Annotated in this window: 14 protein-coding genes; 6 read left to right on the forward strand and 8 right to left on the reverse strand. The window is 35.6% G+C overall.

Going from position 1 to position 19510, the window contains the following annotated elements; all coding sequences use genetic code 11:
• The first annotated feature begins 91 nt into the window (after nucleotides 1-91).
• Nucleotides 92-1477: a phosphatase PAP2 family protein gene (locus EG344_RS08455; protein WP_185145601.1), complete on the forward strand. Its 1386-nt coding sequence runs from the start codon at nucleotides 92-94 to the stop codon at nucleotides 1475-1477.
• Between the two features lie 39 nt (nucleotides 1478-1516).
• Here the strand turns inward: EG344_RS08455 and EG344_RS08460 are convergent, their stop codons facing one another.
• From EG344_RS08460 to EG344_RS08470, 3 genes are all read right to left on the reverse strand, one after another.
• Nucleotides 1517-3382, reverse strand: coding sequence for a M1 family metallopeptidase (locus EG344_RS08460; protein ID WP_123909082.1), 1866 nt, complete (start codon nucleotides 3380-3382; stop codon nucleotides 1517-1519).
• A gap of 108 nt (nucleotides 3383-3490) precedes the next feature.
• Complete coding sequence (locus EG344_RS08465) at nucleotides 3491-5860, reverse strand: outer membrane beta-barrel family protein (protein WP_123909083.1); 2370 nt, start codon at nucleotides 5858-5860, stop codon at nucleotides 3491-3493.
• Nucleotides 5861-6042: 182 nt separating this feature from the next.
• Nucleotides 6043-6876: a GLPGLI family protein gene (locus tag EG344_RS08470; RefSeq protein ID WP_164464410.1), complete on the reverse strand. Its 834-nt coding sequence runs from the start codon at nucleotides 6874-6876 to the stop codon at nucleotides 6043-6045.
• A gap of 116 nt (nucleotides 6877-6992) precedes the next feature.
• Here EG344_RS08470 and EG344_RS08475 point away from each other — a divergent pair, with 116 nt between their 5' ends.
• Together EG344_RS08475 and EG344_RS08480 are read left to right on the forward strand one after the other, a co-directional pair.
• Complete coding sequence (locus tag EG344_RS08475; RefSeq protein WP_123909085.1) at nucleotides 6993-8312, forward strand: sensor histidine kinase; 1320 nt, start codon at nucleotides 6993-6995, stop codon at nucleotides 8310-8312.
• Nucleotides 8302-8988 (forward strand): response regulator transcription factor, encoded by a 687-nt coding sequence (locus tag EG344_RS08480; protein ID WP_123909086.1) that lies wholly within the window; start codon nucleotides 8302-8304, stop codon nucleotides 8986-8988. The genes EG344_RS08475 and EG344_RS08480 overlap by 11 nt, the downstream gene beginning before the upstream one ends.
• Before the next feature lie 4 nt (nucleotides 8989-8992).
• Here the strand turns inward: EG344_RS08480 and EG344_RS08485 are convergent, their stop codons facing one another.
• The 4 genes from EG344_RS08485 to EG344_RS08500 form a co-directional block, all read right to left on the reverse strand.
• The gene (locus EG344_RS08485) at nucleotides 8993-9820 is read right to left on the reverse strand and encodes an endonuclease/exonuclease/phosphatase family protein (RefSeq protein ID WP_164464411.1); all 828 of its coding nucleotides are present in this window, start codon (nucleotides 9818-9820) and stop codon (nucleotides 8993-8995) included.
• Between the two features lie 106 nt (nucleotides 9821-9926).
• Nucleotides 9927-11861 carry a M1 family metallopeptidase gene (locus EG344_RS08490; protein ID WP_123909087.1) on the reverse strand — a complete coding sequence of 645 codons (1935 nt, stop codon included), beginning with the start codon at nucleotides 11859-11861 and terminating at the stop codon, nucleotides 9927-9929.
• A gap of 88 nt (nucleotides 11862-11949) precedes the next feature.
• Entirely contained in the window at nucleotides 11950-12882 is a 933-nt protein-coding gene (locus EG344_RS08495; RefSeq protein WP_123909088.1) for an SDR family oxidoreductase, read from the reverse strand.
• A 178-nt stretch (nucleotides 12883-13060) separates the two neighbouring features.
• Nucleotides 13061-13471, reverse strand: coding sequence for a DUF1573 domain-containing protein (locus tag EG344_RS08500; RefSeq protein WP_123909089.1), 411 nt, complete (start codon nucleotides 13469-13471; stop codon nucleotides 13061-13063).
• Nucleotides 13472-13630: 159 nt separating this feature from the next.
• Between EG344_RS08500 and EG344_RS08505 the strand changes: the two genes are divergently transcribed.
• From EG344_RS08505 to EG344_RS08515, 3 genes are all read left to right on the forward strand, one after another.
• Nucleotides 13631-14884: a sensor histidine kinase gene (locus tag EG344_RS08505; protein ID WP_123909090.1), complete on the forward strand. Its 1254-nt coding sequence runs from the start codon at nucleotides 13631-13633 to the stop codon at nucleotides 14882-14884.
• A 12-nt stretch (nucleotides 14885-14896) separates the two neighbouring features.
• Nucleotides 14897-15586, forward strand: coding sequence for a response regulator transcription factor (locus EG344_RS08510; protein ID WP_123909091.1), 690 nt, complete (start codon nucleotides 14897-14899; stop codon nucleotides 15584-15586).
• Between the two features lie 70 nt (nucleotides 15587-15656).
• Nucleotides 15657-17954 (forward strand): GH92 family glycosyl hydrolase, encoded by a 2298-nt coding sequence (locus tag EG344_RS08515; RefSeq protein ID WP_123909092.1) that lies wholly within the window; start codon nucleotides 15657-15659, stop codon nucleotides 17952-17954.
• Nucleotides 17955-18036: 82 nt separating this feature from the next.
• On the opposite strand, the gene EG344_RS08520 is transcribed toward EG344_RS08515, so the two are convergent.
• Complete coding sequence (locus EG344_RS08520; protein WP_123909093.1) at nucleotides 18037-19374, reverse strand: dihydroorotase; 1338 nt, start codon at nucleotides 19372-19374, stop codon at nucleotides 18037-18039.
• Nucleotides 19375-19510: the final 136 nt, after the last annotated feature.

A 19510-nucleotide genomic window follows, 5' to 3' on the forward strand; every position in this document is an offset into this window, starting at 1 on the left:
ATTATAAAATCATTAAAATAGTCTATCTCAATTTTTGGGATAGATTTTTTTTATATTTTTACGCGATTTAATTTCAGCACCCTTAACTAAGATGAAAAAAATAGCACTAGCATCAGGAATACTATTGCACCTAGCTTGTATGAAAGCACAGGATACCATCCAGAATCGAAACCTTCAGCAAGATATTTCGTTACTCAATAACAATTCAACGATAAAGGAACCTACTCCATTTTTCAAGAAAGAATGGGTTAAAAAATCTGTGGCTCCTGCTATTCTTTTTACTGCAGCTGCAGCTACATGGGGAGAAAAAGAGAATATCCGTGAGGTAAGGAACCGATATCTTCCCAATTTCAAAGTTAAATATGATGATTATCTGCAATACGCTCCTGCTTTAGCGGTTTACGGTTTAAAACTGGGAGGTGTGAAAGGAAGAAATAGTATTGGAAGAGCCACATTATCTTACGGTGCCAGCTTAGTAATTATGGGAATACTGGTAAATTCTATCAAATATACTGCAAAAGTAGAGCGGCCGGATGGATCTAAAAATAACTCTTTCCCATCAGGACATGCAGCAATGGCTTTTACCAATGCCAGTTTTCTTCACAAAGAATATGGAATGGTAAATCCAGCCTATAGTATTGCAGGATATGGTTCTGCTACCATTACCGGGCTTGGGAGAAACTTAAATAACAGACACTGGGTTCCGGATATCCTAGCCGGTGCTGGGATTGGAATTATATCAACAGAACTTGGGTATTTCTTTATTGATAAAATTTATAAGAACAAAGGAGATAATTTAAGTCTCTTATCCAGAATAGAAGGAAACGATTATCCTTCTTTCCTTTCCCTAAAGATGGGGACAGCATTAGGGACGACCAACTTCCTGAAAGAATCGGAACTGGATGACAAAAAACAAGTTGGTTTTGAAGGTGGATTGGAAGGGGCTTATTTCTTTTCAAAAAAATGGGGTGTGGGAGCAGATATCACTTTCAGCAGCTTCCCTATTAAGTCTCAAAGAATAACCTTTGATGATGGACAAGATTTTGGTGACCATGAAGTTAAAACACAATCTATGGGCTTCCTGGCCGCAGGGATTGGACCTTATTTTTCTCATGAATTCTCAGATAAATGGCAACTTATGTTAAAAATAACCGGTGGATATGCTGCTACTGCCAGTGGAAAAGTATTTGTAAAAGGAAACGATATAGACACTCCTAATCACGAGCTTCAGATTGCCCGATACAAACCTAAACCAGCTTTCCGATGGAATACAGGTGCTTCTATGACTTATAAGTTCAACCCAGGACTTGGGCTTACTTTCTATACAGATTATAATCAGATCAACTCTACGATCCGTTATCACTTCAGTGATGAGATTAAGGAAAGCGCCGAGTTGGATCAGGAATTAAACAACCTGATTACTAAAGAAAAAATCAATTATATTACATTAGGTTTACGATTAACGGCCTATTTTTAAAATAAAAAAAAGCCTTCAAAATATGAAGGCTTTTACTTTTTATAAAGTTCTACTGTTATCTCCCGGTGTATAATCCATGAAAAGATCTCCGTCCAGCAATACAGATTTCACTTTTTTCTTAATAGGAATCACCAGATCGGTTAATTTTTGATCTTTTTCCCAAACAGAAGGTGAAAAATGTAATTTCTCTGTGGTCCCATCCTCGTAGGATAATACAGCATCAAACGGAATGGCAAATCCACCTACATTCACCACATTCACTGTAAGCAAATCATTCATCTGTGAAGCTCCTGCTGCTTTTAAATCAATATAATTATTCGTGTAAAACCAATTTTGGAAGAACCAGTTCAGATTTTTCCCGGAACCAGTATTCATAGAATTGAAATAATCCCATGGAACCGGATGTTTTCCGTTCCAGTTATTCATATAATGATGTAATGCTTTCTTGAATAGTTCATCTCCCAAATAATCCTTTAAGGCAAGATAAGATAGGGATGCTTTCACATACGAATTGTTTCCGTACCCGGAACCACTTACCTGTGTACTCATTGTAATGATCGGCTGGTCCTGTTCTGCTGAAGGATCATTGATCCATTTTTTGACCCGAAAGTTTTTGTAAAATTCTTTCGCTTTAGCTTCCCCATTTTCATCAATTCCAATTAAATATTCTAAGGTAGTTGCCCACCCTTCGTCCATAAAGGCATATCTCGTTTCGTTAATTCCCATATAGAAAGGGAAATAAGTATGTGCAATTTCATGATCTGCTGTAAGCCTCGCATCCTGAAGGTCATCCGGAATACTGGTATCATTAATCATCATCGGATATTCCATATCTGCATATCCCTGAATAGCTGTCATTACATTATAAGGATATTCTACTCCCGGCCAGTTTTTGGAAAACCAATCCAGGTTATAACGCATCCAGTCTACATAATGTTCAAAATCTTTTGCTCCTGCTTTATATCCTGCCTGAACGCTTGCTCTTTTGGTTTTAAGCTGAACACTGGCTGCATCCCACACATAATGGTTACTCAATGCAAAACAGAAATCCGTAATATGATTGGCTTTAAACTTCCAGACATTCCATTTATTTTGCTGGGTGACTTTCCCTGACTTCATTTCCTGCTCAGTGGCAATATGCATCAGTTTATCACTTTTCAATGAAGCTTTATATCGTTTTAAATATTCCGGCTGAAGAACGGCTTCGGGATTTAGGAAATCTCCGGTTGCCCACACCACATAATTCTTTGGAGCGGTAATCGCAAAGCTATAATCATTAAAATCATTATAAAACTCCTGTCTGTCGGAATGCGGAAGCATGTCCCATCCGTTATAATCATCATAAACAGAAATTCTTGGGAAAGAATATGCTACATAGAACGTCTCAGGATCAATCTGCCCTTCTCTACCACTTTGCACAGAAAGCGGATATTCCCATTCAATTTTAACCTCAGCTTTTGATTTTGATTTTAAAACTGATTTCAATTTTACTTTTTCAACGGTTCCCCAATCCTCACTATTGATGTCATATTTTTCACCATTTACAATGAATGATTTGATCTTAAGTCCAGTGGATAAAAAATCTTTGGAGACCGATCCTGATCTTGGAGATTGTGGTTTATGCAGATTATTTACAAATCTTATTGCCAATTCATTAAGGTTATCCGGGCTGTTATTGGTATAAACAATTGTTTCTTTTCCGGAAACAGTTTTTGTATTGGCATCTACTTTTACATCAACATTATATATTCCTTTATTCTGCCAGTAGTTTTTGCCCGGTGCACCAGAAATATCACGGGTTCCTTTTTCATAAGCTCTTTTAATATTTCTCGGCATATACAATTCCTGAGCAGAGAGTTGTAACAATGAAACTACAACCAACATTCCGGAAAAAAATCTCTTCATAATAATCTCTTTTTTAGATAAGTATCAAAAATAGCGAAAATGTAACACCAAGTGATAATTTCTTTTATAATAATGTTTTATGGTAATTAGTATTTTATTTAAAATATTCTAAAGTCTTTCCTGCTCAGATGTCTTTTTGATTGTTTTCGCATTCTTCACAGATTGATTTCCAAAATTGTACTTCAAAGTTAGAGTGAACCCTTGAGTGTCTGTGTAATCCAGAAAATAATTATCCTGATTGGCATATCGGGTAACAACCTTCTGGCGGGTGGTTTTAAAAATATCATTTACTACAAATGCCGCTTCCAGTTTTTTATTGAAAAACTTCCTGTTCATCACAAAATAGGCAGACCAATTACTTGAAATTGTGAATGGCCCTTGTATTCCCGGAGAGAAATATCGATGTCCCATTTCCATTTTCCAATCAGTACTTTTATCCAGTATAAAGCTGGTAGAAATGTTAGACATCCAATTCCAGACTTTATTTTGATACAGCATTCCATCTACTCCATTGAAATAATTTTCATTGTGTTCAAGATTTTCAGACATAATGACATTCCACCAAGGCTTTATCTGGAAATTTTTATATAAACTTAACCCAAATGCCTGTCCTTTTTCAATATTGGTGAAATTATACACCACATTGTTCGTTTCTGGTACCTGATATGAAATTTCCATAGAAGGATACAACTCTTTTCGGTAGTACAGATCAAGATGCCAGTCTTTCCAGGAATATGAAAGATTAAGATTATGAATAATAGTTGCCTTTAATTGAGGATCTCCCTGGAAGTATGAAAACAGATTATAATAAGATTTTGCAGGATTCAGCCATGAATAAGAAGGTCTGCTGATTCTTTTTCCATAAGAAAATCCAAATTCATGCTTATTTTCTGTAGTATATTGGGCATAAAAGGTTGGGAAAAAACTCCAGTAATTATTTTTATTACGGTTATAAGGTTCAGAAACAATTCCTTCAAGATCTGTCATTTCTGCACGAAGACCTCCTTTAAAATTCCACTTTCCCATATTGTATGATAATGAGGAATATAAAGCAAAATTATATTCTTTATAATTAAAATCACTGCTTTTTTCAGGCCTGAATTCCATCACTCCATTTTCATTATCCGAGAAATCAAGTTTGCTGTTTGTTTTTACAAAACTATACTTCGCGCCGGATTCCAGCTCCAACTTATCTCCTTTCCACTGATAATCCAATTGGGTAGAATACAGCTGAACATCAGCCTTATTCTGCGTTACAAAATTCTCACCTCTTGGAGTCTGACCTGCAAAATCCAGGTGAGTCGTTACATTTTGGTACTTATCAGCATTGTTTCCTGTAAAATAATTAATCCAGGAGAGACTGCTTTTTTTATTCAGTTTTCGGTCTATCTGAAAGCTAACTGAACTATTATTGGAACTTGATTCATGATCGTTCAGAGTTCTATAATTTGATTCTACAATATCCTGATTGTTGTAGATTAATGTGGGTACATCATAAATTCCATAAGACTTTGGAGAAAAATACCCTGAATAGTTGAGGCTTAAGCTAGTCAAACTGTCCAACTCATATTCTACATTAAAATTCAGGGTATTCTGGTTAGTGTTTTTATCCTTCCTGTTCATCGTACTTATCCATGTGGTCTGGCTTTCGGGATAACGGACATAGTCAGATCCTTCACGGAAATAAGTACCCATCCCTTTATAATAGCTTGCCATAATGGAAAGTTTATCCTTCTTATAATATTGAGACAGTCCAAAAACGGCCTTCGCATATTGTGTTTGAATATATTTTGAAGACAGAATTCCACGATAGCCCTCAATCTTGTTCTTTTTCATCACAATATTCAGTACAGCGCTTCCTGAAGCTTCATATTTTGCTGGTGGATTGGTAATCACTTCTATAGATTTCACCTCATCTCCCTGTGTGTTTTCCAAGAGATTTTTAAGTTCATCACCTGTCAGTATTACTTTTTTATCATTAATGGTGACCAAAATTCCTGTACTTCCTTTTACCGTAAGCACATTATTATTGACAGTAACACTGGGTGTATTCTTTAAAATCTCCCATGCATTGAGTGATGAAATATTGCTATTTTCCACATTAAACTCCAGTCGATCTATTTTCCTTTTCACCAATGGTTTCCGTTGGGTCATCACCACTCCTTCTATTTCCTGAGATTCCTTTCTGAGAATAATTTGTAAAGCGTCCGGATTTTCCAGGTCCAGATTTTTTTCAAATAGAGAATATCCGTTGTTCTTCACGACCAATTTTACATTTTGCTCCTTGACACCCTCCAGAATAAAGCCTCCATTGCCATCAGTCTTTAACTCTTTGATTAACTCATTTCTGGAATTGTACAGGTTGATATTTATTGCAGAAAGTTTTTCGTTTTCGGTATTCATTACCGTTCCTGCAATTTTTTGTTTTTGAGCCAGCATCATTATGGGAAGACACAGAAAAAGAAGAGTTTTGTTCATGATTACATTTTTAAGAATGATGTAAAACAGTACTACGGCTTGTTTTTACAGGACAAAATTCCATATTGGTAGGGAGAATTTCGGTTAACGAAAGGTTAATGATGGGTTAACGTCTTTTTTGCTTTAAAATGAGAAAGCCTGAATCAGAAAATTCAGGCTTTTAAAATTAATAAGGGATATTTTTATGGATAAGGAATTGCTTTATCCAGCTCTATAGGATTATAGTATTTTTTAATATTAGCTTGTGTTTGTTTAGTTAAACCGGCAAATTCCTCTTTACTTTTGATCTGCTGCCCTTCAATCTTTACATTCCAATCCGGTTGAAACTCTGTTCTCATTCTAGCATAGGGATCATTATAAAATTCAAGGTTTAGTTTTATCCATTTCTTAAAATCAATAGTAATGGGATCTAATGAGTAATGTCTTTCGAGAAAACCTTTTGTATTATATGTTTTCGGAAGGTTAATATTTCGGGATAAAGAATAAATAAAATCTTTTTTATCATCTTCTGCATATAGAACAAGCCCCGGCAAGCCCCTGAATTTATAAGGGCCTTCAGGAATATTAACATCCGTTGTAAACCATACAGTCCAATTTCTCCCGCCAAATCTTGCTGTTGCCTTCTGCAAATTATAATTATTGATTTTCTTCGTTTCAGTCTCTATTTTCCATTGAATATTATCCTCTGTCTCAAAAACATAATAATAAGGCATCATTCTGATCTGGAAATAGTTTTTATTTTTATTGGAGTTTCTTTTTCTAATGATTGTTTGCTCAGATTGGCTGGTATGCTGAGATGACATTCCGCCATGAAGAATGTTAAGAGAATCATTCACTAGAAATTCAAATTCATAGAATTTTACTTCTTCAGGATTAATATCCAGCACCATTTCTTCTTTATCATAAGCTGCATCATTAGGATCCGGCCTGTATTGGAGTTCGTAGATGAATCGATGAGTCTGTGCATTTACCACACCTCCAATCAATACCATCAAAAGGATCATCTGTTTTTTCATGGAATAGTCTGTTAATCCTTTAAAAATAAGAAAAACCATACAAATTATAAGGTTAATGAAAGGTTAATAATAAAAATTCAATTTCGGTGAGATGCGAAAGTTTTATCTTTGTTTCGATGATATCTAATAACAAAAACCTGATTTATATTTTTGCCACGTTATTCCTCTTCTTGTTGGGAATTCAGGTTTATTTCATGTATAAGACCTATCAGGTGAAAGAAAGGGAAATATACAGATCCATAGATCAGGGTATTTCAGTCTATACCGATCAAGTAGTGAACAATCATTCTTCTAAGGATTCGAAAAGCGATTCTCTGCAAAAGAATATTATCAGATATTATCACAAAAAGCTCAATAAAGAGGACTTTTTAAAATACTTAGTAGATAACAAAAAAAAATCCGGGAAAAATTTAACAACTTACATTAATGATCGCCGAAAAAAAGACGGATATATAATTTGTGTAAGAATTCAATATTCTTTGATCCTCCATCTTCCTGACAGCATCAAACTGATACAGCAGCCTGTTACTATTTACGAAACAAAAGATAAGGTGATAAAACCAAGCATTACCAGCGTTGGAACATGGAGAACCTCTTCCGTTCAAGAAACTACAGGAAAAGACCCGGTCAATGATGTGGATTCATTCTATGTTAGTACCCAGACGGAGATTGAAATTGAAAATATACAAAGTCTTGTTTTCAAAGAAATCTTTCTATTAATCATCTGTTGTATTGCCCTTCTTGCGAGCGTCCTTGTTTTGTATATTTTCACCATCAAAAATCTCATCAAACAACAAAAACAGGTAAAAGTTCTCCACACTGTTGTGGATAACATTTCACATGAGTTTAAAACTCCAATTGCTACCTTAAAAATAGCATCCAAAACATTGAAAAAAGGTTGGAATCCTGATACTCTTCCATTGATTGACCGGCAGATCACAAGATTGGAGAACCTCATGCTACAGCTTCATAAAGATGAAACGCCTGAGGAAATGACTGCGATACAGTCTGAAAACTGGGATTTCTTTATTCAGGATCTGGCTTTTACTTATCCACAAATAGATTTTAAGTTTGAAAACAAGATCTCAGGACAGCTTCCTTTTGATAAAAACCTTATGGAAACTGTTGTAAAAAATCTTTGTGAAAACAGTATAAAATATGGAGCTTCCGTTGTGACAGTTAATACCAGTAATTCTGCTCAGAGTCTAAAAATTGAGGTTTCCGATAATGGCCAAGGTATGGAGAGTAAAGAATTGAAGAACATTTTTGAAAAATTCTACAGAATACAAGCCAATAATATCCATAACAGTAAAGGACTTGGGCTTGGGCTCTATTTTGTAAAAGAAATTATTACCTCCTATCACGGAAAAGTTGATGTATCCAGTCAACCAGGTGTTGGAAGTACTTTTAAAATAACCATTCCATATGAAAACTAAAATCCTGCTGGCAGAAGATGATTCCGATTTCGGAACCATCCTTAAACAATATCTTGAACTGGAAGATTTTGATATCAGCTGGTATCAGAATCCTGAAGACATTATCCCCTTAATTTCTGCTGATTTTCCTTTTCAGATCGGAATTCTGGATGTGATGATGCCTAATATTGATGGTTTCTCCCTTGCAAAAATGATATTAAAAGAGAAAAATAACTTTCCTCTTTTATTTTTAACCGCAAAGAATCAGAAAATTGATCGTTTAACCGGATTAAAAATAGGGGCAGACGACTATATTTCCAAACCATGCGATCCTGAAGAACTGGTATTGAGAATAAAAAACATTCTGAAAAGAACATCTCCGCCACTTATAGAACCCCAGATTCAAATCGGAGACTACTCTTTAGATACCCAGAAGCTTCTCTTAGCCCATCCTAACGGTAATGTGCGGATGACGGTTCGTGAACAAGAATTACTATTATATCTTTTGAAGCATAACCATTCTACTATCACAAGGAACAATATCCTGGATAACCTATGGGAAACCAATGATTATTTTACAGGAAGAAGCCTTGATGTATTTATCAGTAGGTTACGAAAGTATTTCAGCAATGACCCGAACGTAAAAATCCAATCCCTGAGAGGAATTGGATTTGAAATTGATTTTCCAACCCGCTAATTTTTTAAAAAGAAAGTTTCACGATAACCGGAAAATGATCCGATGGATAAAGAAGGTTCTCTCTTCTGTCATTGATGTGACGGTGAGATCTTATCTTAAAGTCTTTTGTAAAAATATAATCGATTCTGTCTTTAGGTACTTCATTTACATTAAAAGCGGTAAAGGTTCCTGCAGGTCCATAATGTTTCGTTTCAGAATGATAAAAAGTATCCTCCATATTTTGGGAAAGAATTTTAACAGGCTCCGTATCATCTGTAAGATTAAAATCTCCACTCACCGTTACCGGCAAATTCTTTGGATTAAGCTCCTTGATCTTTTTCAAAATCAATTCTGAAGACTTTACTCTGGCTACATTTCCAATATGATCGAAGTGAAGATTCATCGCAAGGAATTCTTTTTTCGATTTTTTATCCTTAAAAACAGCATAGGTACAAATTCTGTTCAATGCAGCATCCCAGCCTTTTGAAGGTTTCTCAGGAGTTTCAGACAACCAGAACGTCCCTGATTTTATCACATCCAGTCTTTGGGTATCATAAAAAATAGCAGAAAACTCTCCTTTTTCTTTACCATCATCTCTTCCTACTCCAATATAATCGTAATTCTTCAACCCATTTTTAATATCTTTCATCTGTTCAGGAAGTGCTTCCTGAACACCAAAATAATCGGGATGATAATAGGTTAAAAGATCCGTTACATCCTGTTTTCTTTCCGGCCATGCATTTTCTTTGTCTGAAGCTACATTTAATCTGATATTAAAACTCATTACGGTAAGGTCCTGCGAAAATCCTAGTGCAAAAAGCATCAAGAGTATCATTGAAAATCTGAAATTCATAATTATTTTATCAATTTGAGACAAAAATAAGACTTCTCTATGACAGAGAAGTCCAATTTATATGATAATAATGTTAAATTATTTATTTTAAGAATAATGATGAATACTACAATACCAAACTGTTATTATTTAAATTAGTATCAGGTATTTTGGAATCCGGATCTAGCTTAACCCCGTTTATTTCCTTGTTAGAATCCACCTTGAAAGTCCATTCGGTATTTCTCTTCCAGACTTCGATAGGTATTTTGACATTTTTTGTTGTTCCGTCTTTAAATACCAATTGAACCGTAGTAGGAACCGGTAATTGTCCAATATTTTCAATTGTAACCTGAACCCCTTTTTTAAAATCTCCATCAATATATTTAGCACTCTTCACTGCCTGATCAATTTTCCATTTATTGAAAAACCACCCTCTCCAGAACCAGGTTAATTCTTCTCCTGAAACATTTTCCATACTATGAAAGAAATCCCATGGAGTAGGATGTTTAAACGCCCAGCGATCTATATAAGTTCTGAAAGCTTTATCAAATTTTTCAGGCCCTAAAATTGATTCTCGTAAAATAGATAATCCGGCACCAGGCTTGTAATAGGCCAAAGCAGCAATACTTCTTTCTTTCATATTATCTGGTCCCACCATAACAGGTTCCAGGTTATCATTCATAAAAAAATTTCCTGCTTGCCCTAAATTCTTTTTCCTGTAATACTCCCCTTTATTAAAAGCTTCTGTGGAAATTTCGTTAATAAATGTATTAAACCCTTCATCCATCCATGCGAATAATCTCTCATTAGAACCTACGATCATAGGAAACCAGTTGTGCCCAAACTCATGATCCGTAACTCCCCAAAGCTCCTCTCCTTTAGAATCCATGTGACAAAAAACAATTCCCGGATACTCCATTCCGCCTTCATTTCCGGCTACGTTGGTTGCAGCAGGATACGTATACCCATACCATTTCTTTGAGTAATGTTCTATAGCTGCTTTTGTATATTCTGTAGATCTTCCCCATGCTCTTTCTCCTGCGCTCTCCACAGGATAAGCAGAAATAGCCAATGATTTTTTACCATTCGGAAGATTAATTCTCGCCGCATCCAAAATGAAGCCGGCAGATGATGCCCACGCAAAATCACGGGCCTGTGTAATTTTAAACTTCCAGGTTTTTGTTCCTGAAGATTTGTTTTTACCGATTTCAGATTCCGGACGTATCATTACAGTTTTATCACTGTTTCTTGCCTGGTTCCACCTGTTGATTTCTTCCTTACTGTAGACTTCATTTTCATTCAAAAGTTCTCCAGATGCTACAACACAATGATTGGCTGGTACCGTAATATTTGCAGTAATATCTCCATATTCAAGATAAAATTCGGAAGCTCCTACGTAAGGAAGCGTATTCCATCCCATAACATCATCATATACACACATTCTCGGATACCATTGTGCCATGGTAAATATTTTACCATTTTTGGTATCCTGTATTCCCATTCTGTCTGAACCATATTCAGGGGAAATAAAGGAATATTCGATAGCAATTTTTGCCACGCCACCCCTTGCTTTTAATTCTCCAGAAAGATCAATCTGCATCCTGGTATCCGTAATGGTATATTTTACCTCTTTACCATCAATTTTTACTGATTTAATGGTGTAACCACCCTCAAAAGCCTCTCCATGAGCTCCGTTTCTGCTTCCAGATAAAGGAACAACCGCATTTCCACGGGAATCTTTTGCAAAGAGGTTCTGATCAAGCTGCAGCCAAAGAAAGCTAAGTTTATCAGGACTATTATTGGTATATTTAATTTCAGCGGTACCTGTAATCTCTTTTTTACTTTCATTCAAGCTGACATTTAAATGATAATCCGCTGAATTCTGCCAATAGGCATGTCCCGGTTGTCCGCTTGCAGAACGGGTTTCCGTACCTGTCTGAGGATAGAAGAATGGCTTAAATGCTTCTACATAATCATATTTTGGGGTTTCCTGTGCTACTACAGATCCTGAGAAAAAGAAAACTGTAATAGCTGAAACAAGGGTTGGAAGTTTTAAATTCATTTGAAAAAATTATTACTAATGTAATGCATAGGTAAAAAAAATGCCCGGAATTGTTACAAATCCGGGCTACTTTTTTAAATAAATTAAGTTAGTTTGATTTTTTTGCTTTAATCATGGCTTCCAATGCATCCCACATTTCGCCCGGGATTGCTTCAAGCATATTAAACTCTCCTGCTCCCTGAAGCCATTCTCCACCATCAATAGTCACTACCTCACCATTCATATAAGCAGAATAATCTGATACAAGATATGCAGCAAGATTAGCTAACTCCTGATGTTCTCCTACTCTTCTTAACGGAACTTTTTTCTTCATATCAAATTTTTCCTGCAAATCTCCGGGAAGAAGTCTGTCCCATGCTCCTTTTGTAGGGAAAGGTCCCGGAGCAATCGCATTGAAACGAATTCCATATTTTGCCCACTCTACCGCCAGTGATCTTGTCATGGCCAAAACACCTGCTTTTGCGCACGCAGATGGCACAACATAGGCTGAACCTGTCCATGCATACGTTGTAACAATATTCAGAACAGTTCCAGGAGTCTTAGAGTCTATCCAATGTTTACCTATAGAAAGTGTACAGTTTTTTGTTCCTTTTAAAACAATATCTAAAATAGAGTCAAAAGCGGAATGAGTCAGTTTTTCTGTTGGAGAAATAAAATTTCCGGCGGCATTATTCAATAAAATATCAATTTTCCCGAATTCTTTCAGCGTTGCTTCTTTCATGGCTTCCACCTCATCCCAGTTTCTTACATCACAAGCTACACAAAGAATTTTTCCGCCTGTTTGTTCACTATCATTTTTATTTTCGCTTTGGCGTTCGCGATTGCTTCGCAATTCTTCTTCCAGTTCTTTTGCTGTAGCCTGTAATTTCTCCAGATTTCTGGAGGTGATCACCACATTGGCTCCCAGTTCAAGAAAATATTTAGTCATTGCTTTTCCAAGACCGCTTCCACCTCCTGTTACAATCGCTACTTTATCTTTCAGTGCACCTTCGCGCAACATCGGTTGTGTATATAGACTCATAAAATATTTTTTCTTAAAAATAATAAATATTGAAATGCAATCCTTTAAAATAGGTCGATAAATAATGCTACAAATAATTATTCCTCATAATATTATTAAAAAAAATACATCAAATACTCCAAAAGAAAATAGTCTGGTAATAATTACCAAACTATTTTTATTGTTTCAAGACGATCTATTAAGAAGCAACAACTCCTTTGAATGAAAGCGTTTTAGGCGTTTTACTCTCACTTGTAGTAACATTTACAGTTTTCATAAATGGACCTACTGCTGCCGCATTATAACTAGCTTCTACAAAACCTTTCTTTCCTGGCTGGATAGGCGTTTTTGTATAATCAGCGGTAGTACATCCGCATGAAGGGGCCACATTTTGTATAATGATTGGTTTTGAACTTGTATTGGTAAATTCAAATCTGATCAATTTTGGTTTTCCCTGAGGAATATTTCCTACATCTATAGATTCTGATTTCCATTTAATAGCATCTGCAACCATTTTTACAATGGATGGAGCGTCTGAAGTAAGAACGTTAGCATAAAAAGGAGAGAATGCCAACACAGCCAAAAGAGCGGTAATTTTTAGTTTTTTCATGAGTATAAATTTTATTATTTAAAAACGGATTATCTTTTTCGATGTAACAAATGTAAAACAGACTATGATTACAACTTGTTAACCGCTGTCAAACATTTGTTAACAAGTTGTTAATGGTAAAAGATAAATAGATATTTTTGGATAATATTGTTTCAGGAAATGAAAATAAAAAAACTCAATATCATCATAACGCTGGGGTTCATCGCTATTATCGGAATTTTAATAGCTCAACTGATGTGGACCCGCCAAGCTTATAATCTTGAGGATAAAAAGTTTAACCAAAAGGTAAATATTGCCTTAATGGAAGTTGCGGAAAAATTATCCGGCGGAAAAACTTCCTATACGGAAAATCCTGTTCAGAATATCGCCAATGACTATTATGTAGTCAATATTAATAATGAATTTCATCCCATAGTTCTTGAATATTATCTCAAAACAGAATTCACCCGATTTCAAATCAATACAGATTATGTATATGCATTATATAACTGTCATAGTGATAAAATGGTGTACGGAAAATTTATGACTTCTCATCAGGAAAGCCCAAGTAACAAAGTGATTAATTTTCCCAAGCACAAAAACCTTACCTATTACTTTTCAATCCGGTTTCCTGATAAAACAACTTATCTGATCAGCTCATTAAGATTCTGGTATGTGCTCACTTTTGCCCTTATTATTATTCTTTTGGTCTATGTTTATTCTATTTATACCATCATTCAACAAAAGAAATTCTCAGAACTGCAAAGAGATTTCATCAATAATATGACGCATGAGTTCAAAACACCTTTATCTTCCATACTTTTAGCATCCGAAGCTCTCAATAAGCAGGATCTGGTGCAGGAAAACTCTAAACTACAGACCTACACCTCTATTATTATCAATCAAAGCCACAAGCTTAATAATCATATTGAAAAAATACTGAATATTGCAAAGAACGATGCTTCCGGCTTGTCATTAAAGCCTCAAAAAATCGTCCTGCTTCCTTTTATTCAGGAAATTGCAGATACCATACAGCATAAAAATGCAGACCTCAGCATCGAGATAGATATTGAAAACAGCACGTCAATCATGGCTGATGAATTTCACTTTACCAATATCATTTATAATATTTTAGACAACTCCATCAAGTATTGTGAAACAAACCCGGTTATTAACATTTCATCCTATAAAGATTCAAAAGGTTTATATTTAAAGTTTAAAGACAACGGATTGGGTATTCCTGCTAAAAATATTCCTCATATTTTTGAAAAATTTTATAGGGTACCTACCAAAAGAAGTGAGGAAGTAAACGGTTTTGGGCTGGGACTATTTTATGTAAAGAAAGTAGTGCAACAGCATCTCTGGAAAATTTCTGTAGAGAATAATGAAGACAAAGGAATTACCACCACTCTCTTTTTTCCGTTTTCAATTTAATCATGTGTAAGTATGGAGAAATCTAAAATTTTATATGCCGAAGACGACAAAACAATAGCATTCCTGGTTGAAGACAGCTTAGAAAGTTATTATGATATCAGCTGCTATTCGGACGGAGAATCTGCATTGGAAGCATTTAACAGTAAGGATTATGATATTTGTCTGCTGGATATTATGATGCCTGGCATGAACGGATTTGAAGTAGCCCAGCAGATTCGTAGTAAAAACTCTGAGATCCCGATTATTTTTATTTCTGCAAAAGCTTTAAAGGAAGACAGAATCAAAGGGTTAAAAATAGGAGCCGATGATTATCTGGTAAAACCATTCAGTATTGAAGAACTGATGCTGAAAATAGAAGTTTTCCTGAAACGTACAAAGAAAACCAATCCCACTCCTGTAAAATACAAAGTCGGGAAATATGATTTTGACCCTAAAAACTACACCCTGCAAGGCATAGAAAACAACATCACTCTTACTCAAAGAGAGTCTGAACTTCTTCATTATTTTCTCAATCACAAAAATACCGTTGTGAAAAGACAGGATATCCTAAAGGCCATCTGGGGAGATGATGATTATTTCATGGGGAGAAGTCTGGACGTATTTATTTCCCGGTTGCGAAAAGTGCTAGCTGCGGAACAGGATATTTTAATTGAAAATCTGCACGGAATAGGGTTCCGTTTTTCCGAAAAAAATAAATATTGAACGAATTCTTATAAAGTAAAACAGCAAATGATGATTTTAATTAATTTTAACCTTTGAAAATTTGTTATTAATGAAAAATCACAGAGCCATTGTTTTTCTGTTTCTATTATTTTTAAGTCTTTACTTTAAAGCTCAAAAATTTGAAAGATTATATCAATATGTAAATCCACTCATCGGAACTGAAAAAATGGGGCATACCTATCCCGGAGCTACTGTTCCCTTTGGAGCCATACAATTAAGTCCGGAAACTGACAGCATTTCCTATGAACTTAACGGAAAATACAATGGTGAAGTTTATAAATATTGCGCAGGCTATCGTTATGAAGACAAAACCATTACAGGCTTTAGCTCTACTCATTTTAGTGGTACGGGGCATTCTGACCTTGGGGATTTTTTGATAATGCCTACTGTTGGGAAGCTTCAGCTTAATCCCGGAACGGCTACACATCCTGAAAATGGATACAGAAGCAGATTTTCACATCAGAACGAAAAGGCCGCTGCAGGATATTATCAGGTTAAGCTTGATGATTATAATATCCTTGCAGAATTAACCGCTACTCCAAGGGTGGGAGTCCATCGTTATACTTTTCCCAAATCTGATCAGGCTCATATTATTTTAGATCTGATGGCGGGCATCTATAACTATGACGGAAAAAATGTCTGGACCTATGTCCGCAAAGAAGATGGTAACACCATTACAGGATATAGGCAAACCAATGGCTGGGCAAGAACAAGAACGGTTTATTTTGCGATGACATTTTCAAAACCTTTCAAATCCTACGGTCAGAAAAATTATGATGAAAAGCAGATTTACAAAGGATTTTGGAGAAAGTTCGATCAAACAAAAAACTTCCCGGAAATCGCTGGAAAAAATTTAAAAATGTATTTTGATTTTGACACGAATGAAGGTGAATCTATTGAGATCAAACTTGCAATTTCTCCTGTAAGCCAAGCTAATGCTTTGGAAAACCTTGAGAAGGAAGCCGGAAATTTAACGTTCGATCAGGTTAAGGCAAATGCGCAAAGAGATTGGGACAAGGAATTAAATAAAATTGTTATTGAAGGTTCTGAAACCCAAAAGACCAATTTTTATACTGCGATGTATCATACATTCATTAACCCCACAGTTTATATGGATGTAAACGGAGAATACAAAGGATTGGATCAAAATATTCACAAAGCAGAAAATTTCATCAACTATACTACATTCTCTTTATGGGATACGTATCGGGCTCTTCATCCTTTCTTTAATATTATTCAACCTAAACGTAATAATGACATGGTGAGATCAATGATGGCTCATTATAATCAGTTTTCAATGAAAATGTTACCCATATGGTCACATTATGCCAATGACAACTGGTGCATGAGTGGTTATCACAGCGTAAGTGTTGTTGCCGATGCTATTATCAAAGGAAATTATAATGGTGATGCTAAAGAAGCCCTGAAAGCATGTGTAGAAACAGCCAACAAAAGAGACTATGAAGGGATTGGTCAATATATTGATCTAGGATATATTCCTGCTGAAAAAAACGGAACTTCAGTTTCAAATACTCTGGAATATACTTATGATGACTGGGCCATTGCTCAGTTGGCTAAACATTTAGGAGAAACAGAAATCTATAATCAATTCATCAAACGTTCTCAAAATTGGAAGAATAATTTTGACAAAACCATCGGATTTATGCGTCCGCGCCTTGCTGATGGAAGTTTTAAAAAAGATTTCGATGTTTTAAGTACCCACGGACAGGGATTCATTGAAGGGAACTCATGGAACTATAGCTTTTTTGTTCCGCAAAATCCAGATGAGCTGATAACAATGATGGGCGGAAAAAAGAAATTTGCATCAAAGCTGGATGAACTGTTTTCAATGCACCTACCCGATGAATTTTTCGCAGATACTGAAGATATTACCAGAGAAGGGATTATCGGTGGATATGTTCACGGAAACGAACCGGCACATCATGTTGCTTATCTCTATAACTGGGCAGGACAGCCTTGGAAAACCCAATCACAGATCCGTCATATTCTTGAAATGCAATATAAAGCAACACCGGACGGATTAGGAGGAAATGATGATACAGGACAAATGAGCGCGTGGTATATTCTAAGTTCATTAGGTTTTTATCCTGTAGCTCCCGGTTCAGACAACTATTCAATAGGAAGTCCGGCCATTGACAATGCTGTTTTAAATTTAGAAAACGGAAAAACTTTTGAAATTGAAGCCATCAATCAAAGCCCACAAAATGTATATGTACAAAAGGTTCTTTTAAATGGAAAAGAGGTTAAAAATTTCACATTAAAGCATTCTGAGATTATGAATGGAGGAAAACTTACTTTTTATATGGGCAATAAGGCTAAAAAATAGGTTTTGGCTAAAGCCAATGGAATTTTTGAAATAAAAAAGCGGGCTAAAGCCCGCTTCTATTGAATTGTTATAATAACTTTTATTATTCTTTCACCTCGAAAAGTAGTCTCTCCCCAAATTTCTCTTCAGCAATTTTTCCATTATCATAAACCAGGTTTCCATTGACAAAAGTGTGGGTAACTTTAGAGTGAAAGTTCATTCCTTCAAGAGGACTCCATCCACATTTGTATAATAAGTTATCTTTGGATACCGTCCAGTCTTCATTTAAATCTACCAAAACAAGATCTGCCTTATATCCTTCTTTTACAAAACCTCTCTTTTCTACTCTGAAAAGAATTGCAGGATTGTGGCTCATTTTTTCAACAATTTTCTCTAGGGAGATTTTACCGTTTTTATAGTTTTCCAGCATCACGACTAATGAATGCTGAACCAATGGTGCTCCCGACGGGCATTTTGTATACACATTATCCTTTTCTTCTGCGGTATGAGGTGCGTGGTCCGTTGCAATCACATCAATTCTGTCATCCAGCAATGCTTCCCAAAGAGCATCTTTATCCTTTTGTGTTTTTACAGCCGGATTCCACTTGATGAGACCTCCTTTTGTTTCGTAGTCCTCATTCGTAAAGGTAAGGTGGTGAACACATACCTCAGCAGTAATCTTTTTATCTTTTAGTGGAATATCATTTCTGAATAGCTCCATTTCCTTAGCCGTAGAAAGGTGAAAGACATGAAGTCTTGCTCCTGTTTTCTGAGCCAGTTCAATTGCTTTTGAAGAGGATTTATAGCAAGCCTCTTCACTTCTGATCAAGTGATGGAACTTCACCGGAATATCTTCTCCATATTCATCCATATATTGTTGAGTATTGGCTCTGATAGTGGCCTCATCTTCACAGTGAACAGCGATCAGCATGGTTGTATTACTGAAAATATTTTCCAATGTTTCTGGATTATCAACCAGCATATTTCCAGTAGATGACCCTAAAAATAATTTGATACCCGGAACATTTCTCGGATTTGTTTTTAAAACTTCCTCAAGGTTATCATTTGTTCCTCCCATCATAAAACCATAGTTGGCATATGCTTTCTGAGAAGCTATTTCATATTTATCCGCTAATAAATCCTGAGTAACAGCGTTGGGAACTGTATTAGGCTGATCGATAAAACTGGTCACTCCTCCGGCAATAGCAGCTCTTGATTCCGTTTCAATATCTCCTTTGTGAGTTAAACCAGGATCACGGAAATGTACCTGATCATCAATCACACCAGGAAGAAGATATTTTCCTGAGCCATCAATAATCTGATCTGCATCTTCAGAAATACCGGAAGCTATTTTAGAAATCAAGTCATTTTCTATTAAGATATCGCTTTCAAAGATTCTTCCTTCATTGACAATATTTACATTTTTGATTAGGGTCTTCATTTTACTTTTTAGAAATTAGATTAGAAATGAGAGGTTAAAAATGGGTAAGTTAACAATGAAGTCTTATGAATACATACAATCATGAATTGATAACATCCTGCTTTTAACTTCTCTAAAAAGCAAAATTAAGGTTTAT

It is taken from the genome of Chryseobacterium sp. G0162 (assembly GCF_003815715.1).
Taxonomy (GTDB): domain Bacteria; phylum Bacteroidota; class Bacteroidia; order Flavobacteriales; family Weeksellaceae; genus Chryseobacterium.